We start from the raw sequence: 16140 nt of genomic DNA, 5'->3' as shown, positions 1-16140 counted from the left end.
CGAAGTTTGCGCTGAATGTAATTCATGGTGCCAACATCCAGCTCTTTGACATAAAAGGTGTTGTCTAAATAAGTAAAAGGCGTCACTTTCAGTGCTTGGTTTAACACTAATTCACGCAATAACGCGTTAGACATAATTACTCCTAAGATTTTTTATCGAGAAGGGAGAAGAGAAATAATGAGGTGGATGAATTAAGGGTTATTTCTTCGCATTCAAATAATCACGGCCAGACAATTTAATCGAGATCCCCGAATCCATCATTTGCCCTACACTGCCATCAATGTTCATGCCCGTTTCGACGGAGCCGTAATAAAACATGGAGCCTTCATCTCGCGTTAAGACCATTTTCACTGCGAATTTTTCTTTGCTGTTTTCATATTTACGCAAGAGTCGCTGCACCTCACTGGAGCTATACCGTAAGAAAAAGGTCAATTTAATTGAGCCGTATTCCGTATCGCCAGATTCATATTCCTTCCCATCACTGCAAATGGTAGTGACATCAATTTGTTCGGTTGTCGAACCGTCTTTGCTGAAACTTTTTACCGCACAAAAGTTATTAGACCACTGAATACGTTGTGCTTTGGCGTTTACAAAATCCGTGGGTAGCGTTTTATCACTCCAATCCACTTCGTCGCACAGGGTCACTTTATTGCCATCAACCTGTGCAATGGGAAAACGCCCATCTAACTCCCCTAAACCCGATAACATAATCATGTCATCCGCTTTCAGTTTATTATTGGCGATGGTAATGGTTGCGGGTGATAACGTCGCTTCCGTCACTGTCATCGCCTCCCCTAAGCCTGTTTGCACAAAGATCTTCGTGCCGAGGAAAGGCGTCGCTTTATGGTTTTTTGACTTTGCCATATCCATTCCTTATTTATCTGATGAAATCATTAATTCAAGAACAAGCCGATGCAATTTGACATCCGCTTCATACCCAAAGACCGCATTCATTCGTTGTGCAAATGGGATTGCCTCGATAATCTGAGCCTCGATTTTTTTACGCAAGACTATGAGAGGTTGTGGTTGTGGCGCATACACATCAAGTTGCACGCGATAGTTGTCTAAATCCGTATCCTCCAGCGCACTGTTAGGCGTGATGCTGGCAAACTGGATCACAATGGCGGGATAATGCCCTTTGCCTTCGGGTAATACCTGAAAAAAAACCCTTCCATCGACAAGAGGTGAAAGGGTCTCTTTTAATTGCTGTATCATGATCTCTACCTTACTTTTTCAATGTCCTCTTTGAGTGCTTGAACAATCACTTTAGCCGTCGCTTCCTTTTTCGCTTCAAAACTGGGCCGCATAAACGGTTGTGCGGGCATCTTGGCGGTGCCAAACTCGACAAACCACCAATAAAACGGATCATTTGGGTTCAATGCCGCACTTTTTCCCGTTGCCTGTTTAAAGGCAGACACCTTTTTACCCGATAATGATTTCACCCAAATGCGCGTTTTAACTTGCCCATTGCGCTGCACTTTCGTTTTAGAACGAATATTGCGCTTGATGGTGCCTTTGCGTCGATGAGGCACCGTTTCCTTAAGAATAGGTACTCGATGTTTGATTTCTTCTTTTAACGCCGAAGCCCCTACATTCATCGCCTTACGCGCGCTTTGATTTCTAGTTTTACGGGCGATGTCTTGCATTCGTTGAGCGAGTTCAGACAATCCACTGATTTTAATTTCACCCATCATTCACGCCCTCTTTGCACATTAATTGAAGCTCACGATGACGCTCATAAGGGTCAATAATCGAAATAATATTAAATATTCGCTTACCCCATACAATACGCATTGAGGTATCGATATCAGCGATATAGCGAATAAGAATTCGCGTTGTGGCCTCACTTTGTACTTGCTGAGCTTGAAAATATTCTCGCCCTTGATAAGGCATGATCGCTGCACGTACTTTTGTCGCATGATCCGTCCAAATCACATCACTGCCACTGATGGCATCGGGCGCTAATACTGATTTTTGAATATGAATAGTGTGGCGTAATCGTCCTGCACGCATAAAACCTCCTACAACCCATAAATCCGGTAAGGTTGAAGTAGTGCGGTGACCGCAAAAGGTTGTGTAGAAAAAGCTTGCCCCGAAATTACCCCCTCACGATTTTCATACCATTGCGCAATTAATAAGAGCATTGCCGCAATCACATCATCCGTTAAGAACAAGGCTTCAGGATCTTCTTGTGCTTTATCCATCTCCTGAGTTTTATGTAATGTTCGACGCGTGTAATTTTCAACATATTTCACAGCGGAACCGATATACAGCGTCAATAAATTATCGTCATCCGTAAAATCAGGATCGATATTGCAATGCTGCTTCACCAATTTGAGAGAAAGCATTATTTCTCCTTTTTCGCCTTAATATTTCTTTTCGGTTCAGGTTCGGGTTCAGTAACAAGATGTGTTTCTTCCTGTTCTTTGGCATAGCCTTTTTGGATTAACTCCCGTCCATGTTGCTCTAAGGTATCAATCTGCTCGCCTTCAAGCACCACTCGTCCCTCAAAATAAATGGCTCGTAAGATGACTAATTTCATATCACCTCCAAAGAAAAAGCGGTCATAAAGACCGCCTTAGTTACATTAATCACTTGACGTTGCTACCGTAAAATCACCGTAAACAAAGGCTTCTGGACGTTTGATCGCCAAAGCAAGACGCTCTTCACAACGAATAGAGATCATGTTTTTCTCAAAATCATCGGCGTTTTCCGTTGAAATCACCACATTCGTTTCTTCGCGATCAAAGAGCTGTGCACCCGCATTAAATGCCCCTGTTAAGAATTTCCCTTTAAACGCGGGAGTTTCTGTTGCCACAACCGGTAATCCCCATAAAGTCGGCCCTGTTAATGCGGAAGGATTAGCCAAAATATAGCGCCCCAAAGCGTCTTTGGTTAGTTCAATTTTCGCCCAGTCAATAAAGTGTAAAACGTGACCAGAAGCAGGGAAACGCGCCAATTGAGCTTGAAGCATGGCAAGCCGTAAATCATCGATACCATTTTGTTTTTCAACCGTAAAGGAGGCTTTATATTGAGTGGCTTGTGGGATAATGCCGTGCAAATGAGCCCCAGATCCATCACCAAATAAAATTTCTTGCTCTTCAACAAACTTCAATCCATAACGCATTTCTGCATCAATCAACGACTGCAACTGAGAAAAATCATCTAAGATTTGTTTAGACGCTTTAAACATATGAGCAATCGTCGTCACTGGCGTGATTTTGGTCGCAAAGGCAATGTCGCTATACGGCTTAGTGGTATTTTCAGGCGCAACCGCCGCCTTGTTGGTAAACCCCGTTTGCTGAACCCAGAAAATGGCGGGAGATTGCGTTTTACCTGACGCAATTAAGTCACGAATAAAAAGTCGTTGTTTCGGTGCAACATCGATACCCGACAATCGTTGTGGTTCAACTACGCCTTCGGCAACCCCCGTAGATGTTAATGCTGCCTGAACAGGAATTGAAACACGCTTGCCCTCTTGAATGCTGGAATTGATCTCTTTTAATACTTCAGCCGAGATCACTTGTTGACCAACACTTTTTACAACCTGCACCGCATTATTGAGTGGCATTTGCGCAACATGTTGTTCTAAATCCCCTAATGCGGCTTTCAGTGTTTTTTCAGATTCGCGTAGCGCATTTAGCTCGGTTGCCATTTTGTCTACGGCATGTTTCGTTTCTTCACTTAATCCACCCACTTTCTGCGCTTCTTTTAACGCTTCTTCAGCTTTGGCATTAAAATGCTGATTGGCTTCTTCAATTTTTGCCGATAGGTTTTTTAATAATTCATTTGTCTCTGACATAGTCACTCCAATTACTTAACGCAGGCAAAGGCGGTCACCGCCTCCTCCAATTTTGACAGGATTTCAGGATTAATATCGCAGGTAGCGCTTGGCATACCATTAGGTTGGGAAGTAGCGCTCGGCGTACTTCGGGTTAATGCACTAATTAGTTTTCGTCGTTCAGCACGAGGTGTGTTGGTTTTGGCAAGTAGCGCATCCAGTTTTCGGATCGCGGCTTGGGGACTTTCATCACCTTCGTCAATCACATCGGCAGAAAGTAGGCTGTCCGCAAATCCCTTTTCTATCGCTTCACTCGCACTGATATATGTTTCGTTGTCCATCATCTGACTCACCACGTCACTCGATTGCCCACTGCGTGCCACATAGATATCGGTCATCGAGGCATCAAAAGGGGCGAGATCATGAGCAAGTTTTGCAAAGTCGTGACGATTTCCTACCCCCATTGCCCAACAGTTATGGATCATTAAAAAGGCACCGCGCCCCATTTTTATTTCATCCCCTGCCATCGCAATAATGGACGCAGCGGAAGCGGCAATGCCCAAAATATTGACCGTTACCTTGCCACTGTGAGCACGAAGCAAGTTATAAATTGCCAACCCTTCAAACATATCGCCCCCTGGACTATTGAGGTTAACGACAATATCTTGCTCACCAATGGCACGAAGCGCGGCGGAAATCCGTTTAGCGGTGACACCTTCACCCCAATAATCTTCTCCAACGACGTCCAATATCGAAATCGAGTTATCCGCACTGGATGCCCGAATACGGCTATTCCATTTATCCAGTGCTTTGGGTTTCAGCTCATAGCGAATCGATGCGCAGGGGCGATCCTCCAGCGCGACTGGCAACTGATTTTTTTTCATAACGATGACTCCTCGGGACGAGGTGGATTGGATTGAGATGGGGTTACAGGTTCACCTTCAGGAAATAACCAGTTAGTGATCTGTGCTTTGAGCTTTTCAGCTTCATTGTTCGTGATATCTTTTCCGAGCTGATCCAGTGGCGTTAAATTAAGCTGAACCGTATAAATATCGCCCCCTTCAATAGGCGGTAAATTCTCTAACCGTCGAACATCATTTCGGCTCATCCAGCCATTTTGTAACGCTGTTGTGTAATAAGCTGAACGTCCTGCACTGTCTGCACGTAATAAGCCCTCAACAGAAAATTCCGCATAATAATCATCATCACTGTCGAGTAAACAACGATTAATTTCTTGCTCAATATTGACCAATAAGGGACGTAGTGTATTGGTCAAAAACTGCATATTCATCCCTTCCACACTGGATGCCCAACTACTTTGCTTATCGGCATGCCCCACCATAAAAGGTGGAACGCGAAACCAACGGCAAATTTCCTCAATGCTAAATCCGCGACTTTGTAATAATTGCGCCGTTTCAGGGTTCATGGTGACATTTTGATAAGACAAATCCGCTTCAAGGATCATCACCTTTCCGGCATTTTTTGAGCCGGTAAACGTCATTAAATGCTTTCTTAGGCGTTCTCGTTGATCGGCTTTCAAGGCATTCTTTGACGTTAATAATCCACTGGTTTGTAACCCATTTTCAAACACTTTTCCGGCCGCTTCATCCGTCGATAACGCGGTACCAATCACATCACGCCCAATCTGGATCGGTATCATTCCGCACACACCATCCATACCAAACCCTCGAATATGCATCATATTTTTAACGGGAATAACCCGTTTATTCGATTTAGGCATAGTATAGGTATATTCCAATTGCCCATTTTCCAATCGTTTCACCGTCATGTTTTGAGGTAATAACGGTTGAAGAGAAACCAACTTTTTCCCGATATAACATTTTTCAATAAACGCATTTCCTCTTAAACATAAGCTGGCAACAACCATCAACATAAAGCGAGAAGGCGTCATTTCTGCATTGGGTTTTCGGCATAATACTGTGTAAGCGGGATGATGTTTCGCCAGTTCGCGCGAGCCATCCGCCTTCGTTTGATAGATTTTCAATGGCAATGTCGAAATAGATTCACTGAGTAACCGAACGCAAGACCATACCGCAGACAGCTGTAATGCATTATCTGCGGTGACCACCTTGCCACTGCTACTCTTTCCAATCCATTCTTCCCAAAAGGCGCCATCAGTTAAACTAATGGGTATCCCCATCCAATTGAGGATCGCCGATTTTATTCGGCTCTTTTTTTTCACGTTACGCATTTAGATCCCCACAATAATTGGGTTATCAAAGAAACCATCAATATCCCCTTCATCCTCGAATTCCCCTTCAGAAGCCCCAATCGCCATTGCAGAGGCCACCACTCCATCAATTCGACCCGTGCTTTTTTTCTTGGCAAAGACGCGGTTATCTTTTTGGTCAGCCTCAAGCACAGCGGATGCGGCATTCCATCTCAAACAAGGATTGGCGTGGATCTCAATCTTCTTGTCATCAATGAGCTGTTCAAACAGTTCGATAGAGTGTGGCATCCACAGCCCTGAATCTTTGGCTTTGTAATATCCTTGTCCATGCGGAGTTAAAGGAACCGTCACACCCGCGTCATCGAGTTTGGGTTCAAGGTATTTAATGCGATAAGGGTCAAAGGCAATGGCTCTCATGCTGACGTGCATCGCCATTTCAGCAATGCGTTCTGCCACAAATTCATATCTCACCGCATTCCCTGGCGTGGTATGCATAAAACCTTGCCTTACCCATAAGTCGTAAGGCACTCGGTCGGTTTTCGCTCTATCCAATAAAGTGTCTTTGGGTGTCCAAAATTCGACATAAAGACGTTTGAGACTAGGAAAATACAAGGCTAATGCGGTTAAATCTTTGGTTCCCGATAAGTCCAGTCCGCCATAACACTCTTCACCTTGAAGGTCATCGAATGTGAACGTGTTTTCACACTGCATCCATGTTTCACTGTTAATCCACGGATTATCGGCATCCACCCACTGACAAAAATTAAGCCGACGCACAATGCTTTCTTTCGCGGGCATACCTCGAGCTTGTGTCACTTGTTCGCGCAAATAGCGATCAGAAAAGGTGTAGCCCAATGACGGATTGGCTTTCCCCCAGCAAGACTCATCCTTAAAGGGATCATCGCCCTCATCCAGTGAGCAAATATAGGAAAAGAAGCTGTCGTCTTCGATAGTGCCTTCGGCAACTTTTCGTCCGTATTCATGGTAGTCATAACACACACTGGTTTTATCATGCCCACTATTGGTGATCATAAATATCAAGGCTTGTCGCCGACCTTTTGTGCCCGCTCGCATCATCTCAACGGCGGTATTATTTTTATGCTCATGAATTTCATCAATCAACGCACAATGGGGACGAGGCCCTGATTGCCCATCATCCGAACTAATCGGACGAAAGAATGAACTCGTTTTCAAATAAGCCAAGTTCCACTCTTTGCCTGTTCCGCCTGATTTGGTGATCCGCTGACTTAATGCGGGAGATTGATCAACCATTGCCACCGCATCACGAAACAAAACCATGGCTTGGTCTTTTTTCGTGGCTGCCGCATACACTTCAGCACGCGGTTCACTGTCGGCGACTAAACAATACAACCCAACGCCACCCGCCATCGGTGATTTTCCTGAACCTTTACCTGATTCAACGTACACAATGCGAAATCGCCGTGTACCATCAGTCATTTTCCAGCCAAAAATGGAGCCAATCACAAAGCATTGCCAAGGCAATAAAATAAACGGTTTGCCTTCATGTTCCCCGCCATTGAGCTTTAAGACTTTCGCGAAAAAATCGATCACCCTTTTGACAGCCTCGACATCCCAGACTAATCCTCGTTGCTCGGCTTCGTTTAAATCTTTGAGATGACGTGCACATGCATGACGAATATCAGGCCCCGCTAAGATTTTGCCTTGATGCACGTCTTGCGCGTATTGTGTTGCGGGATCAACCGAAATATTGGTTGAGCGGATCTTCCTCTTCTTCTCCACCATCCATATTCACCTTCGAGCGAGCGGCAGGGGTTAAACCAAACTCGACTAAATAACTTTTAAAACGGCGATCTGCATCGGCCAACATGGCAACAGCAGGATTCGCTTTAATTAAAAAATCCCCTGATTGCGTTTTTGTGGTGTATGTCCGCCCCTCAATGGCAATGGTGTCTCGCAATTGAAGAATATCGGCGTAGATATCACACAGCCGTTCTAATGCCAGCGTGTCAGCCACGGTTAAAACACCCATTCCATCGAGTAATAAGGTTAATTTTGCCCACGCCATTTTCCCCCAATCCGTTAAATGTTCGGGCGGGCTTGGAATTTCACGTTTAGGTTGGGGTTCTTTATCGTTGAGTTTTCGTTTTCCCGGATTACCGGTGACCACCTTCAAGTGGGTCGGTTTCGGGCGTCTTCCTGCCATCGGAACCTCCCAGAAAAAAACTTTTCATTTCGCGGTTGTGCGCACAAATGAGGGCGCTAGGTAATCAGGGCGAAAGTGTCTGAACTTTTACCCCGCTCCCACCCTGTATTCATTGTGTTATTGATGCCAATGAGAATTGGGATCGAGTGGAATACCATCCGCATTACAGCCAATGACTTTGCCACTCTTTTCGATACGTTGTTTGGTCGAGTTATGATGCAGTTCGCATAAGCTTTGAAAGTTATTTTTATCCCAGAATAAAGCTTGGGCTTTTGCGATACGTTCTTTATCACCTGATTCAAGCGCTTCTTTAAGACGATGCGGAATAATGTGGTCAACTACTGTGGCCGCAGTAATGCGCCCTTGCTCTTGGCACATGACACAGAGCGGATGTTCATTAAGAAACGCTAATCGTACCTTTGCCCAGCGACCACCATAGACATTGCGTTTTTTCATGTTTTGTTTCTGACAACATCAGCTTCTATTGATGATTGCTTATTGCAGGTAATAATTCCTTTGAATATAACGTCACTAGACGTACTAAAACCTAAAGAATTATCGCTACTAATAACATAATGTTCATAATCAGCCTTATCCGCCCATTGATTATGAGTGGTTGCTAGTGTGATGATAGTTTGATTTATTTTATGTATTTTTTTAGCAATTTCGCTGGCTTATCAATACTATTTAAATCGATGATTTTTGTGTTTCTTGGATCTGTATAAGGAAATTGCCCTGAATGACAAATCGCTATGAATTCTTTATATAGGTTGCTTCTCTCTTCAATTAGCTGCGATATTTCTTTTTGCAAGTAAACACAATGACCTATTGCCTCATAATTAATCTGTTTGTTTGACATAATAAACTCCAATAAAAAAGCCATTAGGGCCTATTCATCGTTAGATATTAATTAAATCAATATCCTCAATTTTAAGGAACGCTATTCAATACCAGGAATATAGATTTGAGCTTCTTTAAGAATTCGTTCCCTCGCTGTTAGTAGTAACTGCTTTCTACCACCAACTCCCCAGTTAGCCATCGTTCTTGCACAGTTACTTATATTTTTAGTTTCGGTATTAATGACATGATCTAGCTTGTTCAACTTAGCCATGATATCTAACTCTTTTCTCGTAGCATCCTTAAAGGTGTTATATACGAGAATTTCAAACTCAGGCTTTAGCCAAGCTGCGTATCTAATAACAACCAATTCTAATGCCCACACACCATGATTAAGCCCACCGTTAATGACTTTGACCGCAGTGCATTTTTGCATTGCGCTTAATTTTTCTACAAATGTCTTAACCTGTTTGCTTCTCAAAAATTGACTTGGCTTTTGATTCTCTCTGGCTTCGCCATTTGCCACGGCTGAGGCATGTAAATCATTTAGGTTATATCTTCCTTTGTCATCAACGCGAACAGATACACCATTAATACTTACTCTTGGATATTGCATAACGTATTACCTTCATTTGAAATGAACCCTCGTTCACATAGAAAATCAGCCCGTCGAAGCTCGCCAGCTATAACTGACTTTCTCGAAGGCTCATATCAAAGTGATTGGATTCGACGTTTTTGAATTGCTCTGTGAATGAGCGATGAAATGCGTATAAAAAAAGCCACCAGCGGTTAACTGATGGCTATCCATATACGTCACTAAATAAATGACGTTTGTAGAATTAAATATATTGATGTCTCTCCATCGTCACGCCCCTTCTTCTACCTACAGCTGACGTTGCTGATAATGACCGAAAAATAACAAAACGGTGGTATTCGTTGTTTTTGACTCTCACTATGCGCTCTCTATCGAGAAATAAAATAGGTCATGGCTAACATAGGAGACGGCGACAACGCGACGCTTTCTATTTCTATTGGCATTGAAATAAGAGTAGCGGTATGATTTATAGGTATTTATTTTTCGCTTAAATTTAGCCCCACGGTAAACTCAAACTCGCAGGGTTATTTTATTTGTATTCAATAGTTAATTAAAAAAACAATTGAAAGTATTCAATTCGCTTATTTGCTTAACAAAGCGATACTGAATTAATATCACTATATTCCTCTTGAGAAGTTCTTTATTTAATTTTGTCCATGCGTGATGCTGGAACTTATTTTTCATCTCTAATGTGAGAAGCTTCACACAAATAATAAATTTAACTCATATTTCTTCTTTATATAAAAATAAGTTGAATATTTTTACTAATATTAAAAGTTACTAAAGTAAAAATTTATTTACTCTTTTATTTTATCCCATTTTATTTTTATTAATAGTGATTAGTCTAATGGACAAAATTTACATTGCATCATCTAAAATTATTTCTGTTGCTTACGATTATCAAACTAAAATGCTAGAAATCGACTGTAAACATGGAGAACAATATCGATATAAGGAAGTACCATTCAGTATTTACCAAGGTTTAATGGCATCAAATTCTAAAAAAAATTTTTTTCATGCCATGATTGAACATAAATACCCTTATAATTAAATAACCTTATAGTTACCATTTAATATTATTATTCTTATTTTTATCACAAAAAATATCTTTTTTAAAAGAAAACAAAAACACAAATAAGAATCATTCCATCTGACTTATTAAAACTATTTAGCAAATTAATGTTAAGTATATTGTAACCACTTATTAAAATAATATTTTTGCCGCACTATAGGTATATTCACTTATAAGTGCTATCTTTATTAAGATTGATATTTTTTCGACAAATTTCAGTTTTGCCCTCGTACTCTACGTAGGGCTTTTTTTTAGTTCACACACTCCACTCTAATGTAATTCTGCAACCCTTTAATCATTTGCTCTGACTCTGCAATTCGTTCTCTGAGTAACCAATAATTTCGGAGAGCGGTGTCAGTAGGTCGGGCGGTGGTTGCATAAGCCAAGCTGGTGGCGGAAGTGGTTTTGCTTTTTGGGCACTCGGCTTTGATATACACCCGCTCAGGATGACGCTCACTAATATCACGCAAACGACTAATTTCATTCTTAGCATTCGCTAGCTCCTGCGTATATTGAATATCCAACTGATTTAATCGCATTATGCGTGCTTGATAATCAGTATTAATAGACTTCTGTTCTTCGAGAGCCACTGTCAGTTTTTTGTTGGTATCTATCAGTGAATTAATCCTGTTAGCTTGCCTGTTAATCACCCAATAGCCACCCACAATGATGCCTACCATCGCAATGACGGCATAGAGTTTTCCGTATTTCATGATTAGTACCGATGATGTGAGAGTGCAATCTGACAGCGCTTTTCTAAACTCACTTGGTCTTTAGTACATGTGTTATCAATCAAGAGATAAATTCCACCAGCGACTGTAATGAGTAATGCAAGGATAAAGCTGATAATGATGATTAAAGGTTTCCATGACATAGTGCTGACTCCGCCTCTCGACGACTGACAAGCCCTCGCCAAACCTTTCCACCCGCATATACCCAACGTTTTATTTCTTCACAGGCACCCGCTCTATCATCCGCATTTAATTTCTTGAGTAATGTTGAGCGAGCAAATGCTGTCATTCCTACATTAAAAGCAAAGGAATATAAAGCGGCTTTGGTGTAGTCATCGAGTGGTACTTTGATTAATGCATCGACTTGCTGTTGTGTCTTAATAAAATCGCTTTGTAATAACGCATCACATTCTTGTTGTGTGTATCTCTTGCCTTGAATAATGTCTTTGCCTGTGTGTCCGTAACAAACTGTTAGAACGCCTGCCACATCACGATAAGGTTCATAACGCACCCCCTCAAAATGGGCAATGACAACTAACGCGATTGCTGTTGCTCCCGCAGTTGTTAGCGCAGCTATTTTCTGTTTGAGAGACATTAAATATCCTTTGGTGCTTTCACCATTAATTCAGCAAGCCTTTTTAACGTTTCGGTCGGGTTTTGTGGGTCAACATGACGAACAAGCTCTTCAAATAATTGAGTGCGTTTTCGTTGCTCTCGACGAGTCATAAAGTAAGTAGCTAAACCAAGAACCATGCTAAACGCCATACCGATAACAAATCCCCATTCATATAATGAGAGACTGGCAAAAAAGGCCGTTAGGCCTGCTGTTCCATAAGTTACATTGGTTAATTTTTCCATACGCATAGTCACCCCCAGAGGAGTGTCCGTTAATGATTAGTGTGAGAGAGTTAAAAGTGAAACGATAAAAATTAGGCGGGTATTGATACTTTAAGTGCTTTTAATAAACCTTCAGGCAACTGCTCTTCCAGTGAAGCATTAGAAACAATCACAAGACCATACATAGATATCCATGTATTCGTTTGTTGTAAGTACCCTTGAATAAATTGCTTCGCTTTCTCTAACAAATAAACACAACTCTCTTGCGTGTTTTTTCGCCAATAGGATTCAATTGCCACCAGCAATGGGTCGCCTGCATCATTAATCTTTTGTGTGCCGATTCGATATTGCTTTTTACCTGCGGGAGATGTCGTGCAAATTAGTTGTGTGAGTTGTTGAGTTTCGCCATCAGCCGTATGGATATTCGCCGTTAAAATGGCTGAAGTATTCTTTTCACTGTCTGTTTCTGATGCATAGTGAAGACTAAACTGTAATTCGCTTATCTCTTTTGACATAACATTTACCGATTTATTTAGTTAATAAAGTGCCGACTCACAGCTCTTGTGTGAACGGTATAAGTGAGTGTGGATTCTGTGGTCGGCGTAGACGGAAAGGCTACAAAGTAACCTTATTTAATTTAGGGTTGAATATATTAATGAGAATAATTATCATTACAAATGTATCAAATTGACAGGTTTGATACGAATTAGTACGACATGACTTACATTGCTTCTTGCGTTTATTTTATATGCCGATATGACTCCTAGCGTATCGGCATTTTTTTATTTTGTGTTGAGAAATTCTTTCATACCTATAATTTAGATGTATATGATCAGATTCGATCTAATATTACTATGATTTGAGGCTAAATCTAATCAGATAGTCCGCACAGTGCCAGAAGCGGACGTTGCTTAAATACCCATGAGGAATAATGGATTTCTTAAAGAAAACTCCGCACAAATTTTTGTGCTCCACTCTCTCGTTAACTCAAAACAAATCATCAACCGGACCGTGCGATACCGATCAGAACCCCCATCTTTCTTCTAAATTAAAGATAGAAGGGGGCTTTACAGACGGTAGGTTATTCGTTCTCAAGAAGTTGCTGGATGGCTTCTGTTTCTTGTAAATATGCCATTCTGTTACCCAAAGAGTCTAGTAGATTTTTAAGGCGGCTGATATGCAATGTTAAATATTTTTTTCTTGCCATTAGTCCACTACCTTGCAAACTCTCTAATTCTTCCAGCGGTGCAGTATTTATTTCATCGAGTTCATGCTTATAAGCATTCAGCCGTTGTTGATATTCGGAGTAAATAGGAAATATTTGTTCAATATTCTCTATATCGTCTAAATGTAAATGATTAATTTCAATTGGATACTCAAACCCTCTCTTACCATTCCTTTTGTATTTAATAGATAGAGAGTCAGTAGCATTTACGATACTGGCATTTGTCAATTCTGTAATAACTGCCTCATCAATTCTTGCGTTCAAATGGTTATTAGCGTGATGAAGAAAAGTATCAACATTCTGAAGTAAAAATTCCGCTGCACCATGCTTTTTTATTTCGGTACGGAGAGATTCATTAGGGCCACGTATTTTACCTTCAATTTTATAGTAAAAATCAGATTTAGCATCATTAGAAACGTAAACCACATTGCTCCCTGGCTTGTTGACAACATATTCAAGAATCTGGCTCCAAACATAATAATCGCCGTATTCAGCGTCGTAATTAATACCGTCGAATGAATAAAAACTTTCTTTCTTATCTGTGCTATCATCAAAACCAGGGCCAACTTTGTACTTATACCGGACTTTTCCACTTTTATTTAGATCATCTATTACCTTCTGTTCAGTAGGGGCGGAACCGATGCGACCTTCTGTTAGAAGGTCAATTTTATCACGTATCACATCATGGTTTTTTAAAAAATCTATATTGGCCTTTCTGACATCAATATGATTTTCAGAGAACTCACTGACAATATTTTCAATCTGGCTAAAAATGGTGTTAAGCTCGCCTTTTAAATCGGAATATCGTGAGATGGTTTGATTATGTTCACCATCAAAAACTTGAGTTTTTAGCTCATTGATAGATGCCTTGATTTTCTTTGGTATTTTTTCCAACGCATCACGGCTGTCCTTGACTACTTTTAGCCGATTTCGTTGGTATTCGAGACACACTTGATGAGGGAACCAGCATTGTTCTTTTATATTCTCCCATATTTCAAAAAAACGATTGCGGGTTTCTTCCTCGCACCGATAGAGAGTAAGGAGAATGTTTGCATCAAAAATAAATATCGTATTTCCTGAAGTAAAGATTGTGCCTATCGAATCTTCACTAATGCCATAGAATCCTGAGAAACTGTTCCGCATGTTATACCTTCATGGATGTGAGATTATTGTATATTCATAAGATTACTGCCAAACCTACATCTTATCCTGTCTTTATTGCTTACAACAAATGGTAATTTAATCGCAATTTATCATCAAGAAACTTTAAAATCAGTGTGTTCAGGGATCTTCACAGCAAACATAACGTCCGCTTCTCGCTCAAACCAGACTGTCCACTCTAATTATGTTCGACTTACAAACCTTGTGAACTCAACTTTGAATTAGTGAAATTTAAACCCCTCACAAAAACAATTAAGGCTACACATTATGCGTAGCCTTAATCTTATTCACGTTATCTAACCCAATTATTTTTTATCTTTATTTTCTATCGCTATTGTTTGCCGTTTTTCTTCTTCCGGTAACTCATACTCAATAGCAATGGTCAGAAGCCCACTTGATAAATCCGCTTTTTCTATTTTAACATTCTTACCGAGGTCAAACTGCAACGTAAATTGCCCTTGAGATATGCCTCGGTGGATCCATTTATCATTGTCTTCTTCTGATTTTTCTTCTTTTTTCCCTTCAATCAATAAACGACTTCCTTTTAATGAAACCGATAAGTCATCTTCTTGATATCCAGGCACACTCACTGTCAGTTCATAATGGTTATCATCAATCTGTTTCAGGTTATAGGTCTGAATTGGTGATGCAATAGGCTTACTACCTGTTAACTGACTAAACAGGCGATCTATCTGATCAAAGCGGTTTGACAGTAGGTTGTCAGATAATGCTGGGAATAATGAAAAAGGTTTAATGTTAGGCATATAACTCCTCCTTCAGTATTTAGTGAATTATGGGCGGTATCTTATTTACCCAAAATATAAATATGAACGAGCAAGTATTTTTCAAGCCCTAAAATCTAAATTTTTTATCTTTAACCAACATGGGATTGTAGATAGCAAAAAACCCCGCCGAAGCGAGGTTTTGTATATTCAACTATTTAATGCTCAACTCATTTGAGCTGTCATCACACTTTTGCAAAAGATGCATTTTGCGCCGTGTGGATTGTTCACTGTGACATCAAATTGTGATGTTCTATATTGTGAACTGCTACAACAAGGGCATTTAAAATAGAGGCGAATAGTAATAGCGCCTTTAGAGAGCCACCACGTTGCCTGCTGCTGGGCCTTTCATACCATTTTCCATGGTGAATGAAACTTGTTGGCCTTCCGCTAATGTTTTGAAACTATCACTTTGGATTGCAGAGAAATGTACGAATACATCTTTGCTGCCATCAGCTGGAGTAATAAAACCAAAACCTTTACCTTCATCGAACCATTTTACTGTACCAGTCATTGTATTAGACATAGAATTTCCTTTAATTTATTTAATTTGCCATAAGGCATATGCGGTTTGTTTTGTATTTTTACTTATGGGAATTAATTAGAAGGAATTCACAATGAAGAGGTATCGAGGATAACGCTAAACGGGAACAACTTTAAACTTACTAACATAAATAGGTCTGTACTTCCAAACCAGTGACGCTATTAAGCCATAGAAAAATTCAGATAGCAAACTTTATTTT

Annotated in this window: 24 protein-coding genes; 1 reads left to right on the top strand and 23 read right to left on the bottom strand. The window is 40.7% G+C overall.

Annotation, left to right across the window (positions count from 1 at the left end):
• Positions 1 to 198: 198 nt before the first annotated feature.
• From GWJ05_RS09440 to GWJ05_RS09375, 14 genes are all read right to left on the bottom strand, one after another.
• Positions 199 to 864 (bottom strand): hypothetical protein, encoded by a 666-nt coding sequence (locus GWJ05_RS09440; RefSeq protein ID WP_036937600.1) that lies wholly within the window; start codon positions 862 to 864, stop codon positions 199 to 201.
• 9 nt (positions 865 to 873) lie between these two features.
• Complete coding sequence (gene gp17, locus GWJ05_RS09435; RefSeq protein WP_109910851.1) at positions 874 to 1215, bottom strand: tail completion protein gp17; 342 nt, start codon at positions 1213 to 1215, stop codon at positions 874 to 876.
• Between the two features lie 5 nt (positions 1216 to 1220).
• Positions 1221 to 1667, bottom strand: coding sequence for an HK97-gp10 family putative phage morphogenesis protein (locus tag GWJ05_RS09430; RefSeq protein ID WP_237585115.1), 447 nt, complete (start codon positions 1665 to 1667; stop codon positions 1221 to 1223).
• Between the two features lie 16 nt (positions 1668 to 1683).
• Positions 1684 to 2013, bottom strand: coding sequence for a phage head closure protein (locus GWJ05_RS09425; protein ID WP_161681360.1), 330 nt, complete (start codon positions 2011 to 2013; stop codon positions 1684 to 1686).
• Between the two features lie 8 nt (positions 2014 to 2021).
• A complete protein-coding gene (locus GWJ05_RS09420) occupies positions 2022 to 2348 on the bottom strand; it encodes a head-tail connector protein (RefSeq protein ID WP_161681359.1) in 327 nt (108 codons plus the stop codon).
• Complete coding sequence (locus GWJ05_RS09415) at positions 2348 to 2542, bottom strand: DUF7210 family protein (protein WP_072071162.1); 195 nt, start codon at positions 2540 to 2542, stop codon at positions 2348 to 2350. The genes GWJ05_RS09420 and GWJ05_RS09415 overlap by 1 nt, the downstream gene beginning before the upstream one ends.
• 45 nt (positions 2543 to 2587) lie before the next feature.
• Positions 2588 to 3802, bottom strand: coding sequence for a phage major capsid protein (locus tag GWJ05_RS09410; RefSeq protein WP_161681358.1), 1215 nt, complete (start codon positions 3800 to 3802; stop codon positions 2588 to 2590).
• Positions 3803 to 3813: 11 nt separating this feature from the next.
• The gene (locus GWJ05_RS09405; RefSeq protein WP_109395509.1) at positions 3814 to 4665 is read right to left on the bottom strand and encodes a head maturation protease, ClpP-related; all 852 of its coding nucleotides are present in this window, start codon (positions 4663 to 4665) and stop codon (positions 3814 to 3816) included.
• Positions 4662 to 5993 carry a phage portal protein gene (locus GWJ05_RS09400; protein ID WP_058336210.1) on the bottom strand — a complete coding sequence of 444 codons (1332 nt, stop codon included), beginning with the start codon at positions 5991 to 5993 and terminating at the stop codon, positions 4662 to 4664. The genes GWJ05_RS09405 and GWJ05_RS09400 overlap by 4 nt, the downstream gene beginning before the upstream one ends.
• Positions 5994 to 7736 (bottom strand): terminase large subunit, encoded by a 1743-nt coding sequence (locus GWJ05_RS09395; protein ID WP_161681357.1) that lies wholly within the window; start codon positions 7734 to 7736, stop codon positions 5994 to 5996.
• A complete protein-coding gene (locus tag GWJ05_RS09390; RefSeq protein WP_036905779.1) occupies positions 7690 to 8157 on the bottom strand; it encodes a phage terminase small subunit P27 family in 468 nt (155 codons plus the stop codon). The genes GWJ05_RS09395 and GWJ05_RS09390 overlap by 47 nt, the downstream gene beginning before the upstream one ends.
• A gap of 117 nt (positions 8158 to 8274) precedes the next feature.
• Positions 8275 to 8613 carry an HNH endonuclease gene (locus GWJ05_RS09385; RefSeq protein WP_036937620.1) on the bottom strand — a complete coding sequence of 113 codons (339 nt, stop codon included), beginning with the start codon at positions 8611 to 8613 and terminating at the stop codon, positions 8275 to 8277.
• Between the two features lie 184 nt (positions 8614 to 8797).
• Positions 8798 to 9016, bottom strand: a complete 219-nt coding sequence (locus tag GWJ05_RS09380; protein ID WP_088493155.1) for a hypothetical protein — start codon at positions 9014 to 9016, stop codon at positions 8798 to 8800.
• Between the two features lie 81 nt (positions 9017 to 9097).
• A complete protein-coding gene (locus GWJ05_RS09375) occupies positions 9098 to 9610 on the bottom strand; it encodes a KilA-N domain-containing protein (protein ID WP_161681377.1) in 513 nt (170 codons plus the stop codon).
• Positions 9611 to 10436: 826 nt separating this feature from the next.
• On the opposite strand from GWJ05_RS09375, the gene GWJ05_RS18790 reads away from it, so the two are divergent.
• Positions 10437 to 10640: a KTSC domain-containing protein gene (locus GWJ05_RS18790; protein WP_109850112.1), complete on the top strand. Its 204-nt coding sequence runs from the start codon at positions 10437 to 10439 to the stop codon at positions 10638 to 10640.
• A 272-nt stretch (positions 10641 to 10912) separates the two neighbouring features.
• Here GWJ05_RS18790 and GWJ05_RS09365 read toward each other — a convergent pair whose 3' ends face one another.
• The 9 genes from GWJ05_RS09365 to cspE all read right to left on the bottom strand — a co-directional run bounded on the left by GWJ05_RS09365 (position 10913) and on the right by cspE (position 15923).
• Positions 10913 to 11374 carry a lysis protein gene (locus GWJ05_RS09365; RefSeq protein ID WP_036976737.1) on the bottom strand — a complete coding sequence of 154 codons (462 nt, stop codon included), beginning with the start codon at positions 11372 to 11374 and terminating at the stop codon, positions 10913 to 10915.
• Between the two features lie 2 nt (positions 11375 to 11376).
• On the bottom strand, positions 11377 to 11535 hold the full coding sequence (locus GWJ05_RS18440; RefSeq protein WP_017628365.1) for a hypothetical protein: 159 nt from the start codon (positions 11533 to 11535) through the stop codon (positions 11377 to 11379).
• Positions 11517 to 11987, bottom strand: a complete 471-nt coding sequence (locus GWJ05_RS09360) for a lysozyme (protein ID WP_017628366.1) — start codon at positions 11985 to 11987, stop codon at positions 11517 to 11519. Before GWJ05_RS09360 ends, GWJ05_RS18440 begins: the two co-directional genes overlap by 19 nt.
• Entirely contained in the window at positions 11987 to 12256 is a 270-nt protein-coding gene (locus GWJ05_RS09355; RefSeq protein WP_046334538.1) for a bacteriophage protein, read from the bottom strand. Before GWJ05_RS09355 ends, GWJ05_RS09360 begins: the two co-directional genes overlap by 1 nt.
• A 65-nt stretch (positions 12257 to 12321) precedes the next feature.
• Positions 12322 to 12744, bottom strand: a complete 423-nt coding sequence (locus tag GWJ05_RS09350; RefSeq protein ID WP_161681376.1) for a hypothetical protein — start codon at positions 12742 to 12744, stop codon at positions 12322 to 12324.
• A gap of 566 nt (positions 12745 to 13310) precedes the next feature.
• Positions 13311 to 14597 carry a PIN-like domain-containing protein gene (locus tag GWJ05_RS09345; RefSeq protein ID WP_161681375.1) on the bottom strand — a complete coding sequence of 429 codons (1287 nt, stop codon included), beginning with the start codon at positions 14595 to 14597 and terminating at the stop codon, positions 13311 to 13313.
• Positions 14598 to 14920: 323 nt separating this feature from the next.
• Positions 14921 to 15379 carry an Hsp20 family protein gene (locus tag GWJ05_RS09340; protein WP_161681374.1) on the bottom strand — a complete coding sequence of 153 codons (459 nt, stop codon included), beginning with the start codon at positions 15377 to 15379 and terminating at the stop codon, positions 14921 to 14923.
• A gap of 183 nt (positions 15380 to 15562) precedes the next feature.
• On the bottom strand, positions 15563 to 15703 hold the full coding sequence (gene ymcF, locus GWJ05_RS18565; RefSeq protein WP_419894627.1) for a cold shock small protein YmcF: 141 nt from the start codon (positions 15701 to 15703) through the stop codon (positions 15563 to 15565).
• A 7-nt stretch (positions 15704 to 15710) separates the two neighbouring features.
• On the bottom strand, positions 15711 to 15923 hold the full coding sequence (gene cspE, locus GWJ05_RS09335; RefSeq protein WP_004244726.1) for a transcription antiterminator/RNA stability regulator CspE: 213 nt from the start codon (positions 15921 to 15923) through the stop codon (positions 15711 to 15713).
• Positions 15924 to 16140: the final 217 nt, after the last annotated feature.

The sequence above is a fragment of the Proteus sp. G2626 genome (assembly GCF_009915985.1).
Lineage (GTDB): Bacteria > Pseudomonadota > Gammaproteobacteria > Enterobacterales > Enterobacteriaceae > Proteus > Proteus vulgaris.
This window is presented reverse-complemented; position numbering and strand designations above follow the sequence as displayed.

Coding starts and splice junctions, on each gene's coding strand:
- GWJ05_RS18790 (WP_109850112.1), top strand. CDS start 10,437: ATGGACAAAATTTACATTGCATCATCTAAAATTATTTCTGTTGCTTAC.
- GWJ05_RS09375 (WP_161681377.1), bottom strand. CDS start 9,610: ATGCAATATCCAAGAGTAAGTATTAATGGTGTATCTGTTCGCGTTGAT.
- GWJ05_RS09395 (WP_161681357.1), bottom strand. CDS start 7,736: ATGGTGGAGAAGAAGAGGAAGATCCGCTCAACCAATATTTCGGTTGAT.
- GWJ05_RS09390 (WP_036905779.1), bottom strand. CDS start 8,157: ATGGCAGGAAGACGCCCGAAACCGACCCACTTGAAGGTGGTCACCGGT.
- GWJ05_RS09415 (WP_072071162.1), bottom strand. CDS start 2,542: ATGAAATTAGTCATCTTACGAGCCATTTATTTTGAGGGACGAGTGGTG.
- GWJ05_RS09425 (WP_161681360.1), bottom strand. CDS start 2,013: ATGCGTGCAGGACGATTACGCCACACTATTCATATTCAAAAATCAGTA.
- gp17 (WP_109910851.1), bottom strand. CDS start 1,215: ATGATACAGCAATTAAAAGAGACCCTTTCACCTCTTGTCGATGGAAGG.
- GWJ05_RS09345 (WP_161681375.1), bottom strand. CDS start 14,597: ATGCGGAACAGTTTCTCAGGATTCTATGGCATTAGTGAAGATTCGATA.
- GWJ05_RS09420 (WP_161681359.1), bottom strand. CDS start 2,348: ATGCTTTCTCTCAAATTGGTGAAGCAGCATTGCAATATCGATCCTGAT.
- GWJ05_RS09440 (WP_036937600.1), bottom strand. CDS start 864: ATGGCAAAGTCAAAAAACCATAAAGCGACGCCTTTCCTCGGCACGAAG.
- GWJ05_RS09350 (WP_161681376.1), bottom strand. CDS start 12,744: ATGTCAAAAGAGATAAGCGAATTACAGTTTAGTCTTCACTATGCATCA.
- GWJ05_RS09365 (WP_036976737.1), bottom strand. CDS start 11,374: ATGAAATACGGAAAACTCTATGCCGTCATTGCGATGGTAGGCATCATT.
- GWJ05_RS09355 (WP_046334538.1), bottom strand. CDS start 12,256: ATGCGTATGGAAAAATTAACCAATGTAACTTATGGAACAGCAGGCCTA.
- GWJ05_RS18440 (WP_017628365.1), bottom strand. CDS start 11,535: ATGTCATGGAAACCTTTAATCATCATTATCAGCTTTATCCTTGCATTA.
- GWJ05_RS09405 (WP_109395509.1), bottom strand. CDS start 4,665: ATGAAAAAAAATCAGTTGCCAGTCGCGCTGGAGGATCGCCCCTGCGCA.
- GWJ05_RS09380 (WP_088493155.1), bottom strand. CDS start 9,016: ATGTCAAACAAACAGATTAATTATGAGGCAATAGGTCATTGTGTTTAC.
- GWJ05_RS09400 (WP_058336210.1), bottom strand. CDS start 5,993: ATGCGTAACGTGAAAAAAAAGAGCCGAATAAAATCGGCGATCCTCAAT.
- GWJ05_RS09360 (WP_017628366.1), bottom strand. CDS start 11,987: ATGTCTCTCAAACAGAAAATAGCTGCGCTAACAACTGCGGGAGCAACA.
- cspE (WP_004244726.1), bottom strand. CDS start 15,923: ATGTCTAATACAATGACTGGTACAGTAAAATGGTTCGATGAAGGTAAA.
- GWJ05_RS09385 (WP_036937620.1), bottom strand. CDS start 8,613: ATGAAAAAACGCAATGTCTATGGTGGTCGCTGGGCAAAGGTACGATTA.
- GWJ05_RS09410 (WP_161681358.1), bottom strand. CDS start 3,802: ATGTCAGAGACAAATGAATTATTAAAAAACCTATCGGCAAAAATTGAA.
- GWJ05_RS09340 (WP_161681374.1), bottom strand. CDS start 15,379: ATGCCTAACATTAAACCTTTTTCATTATTCCCAGCATTATCTGACAAC.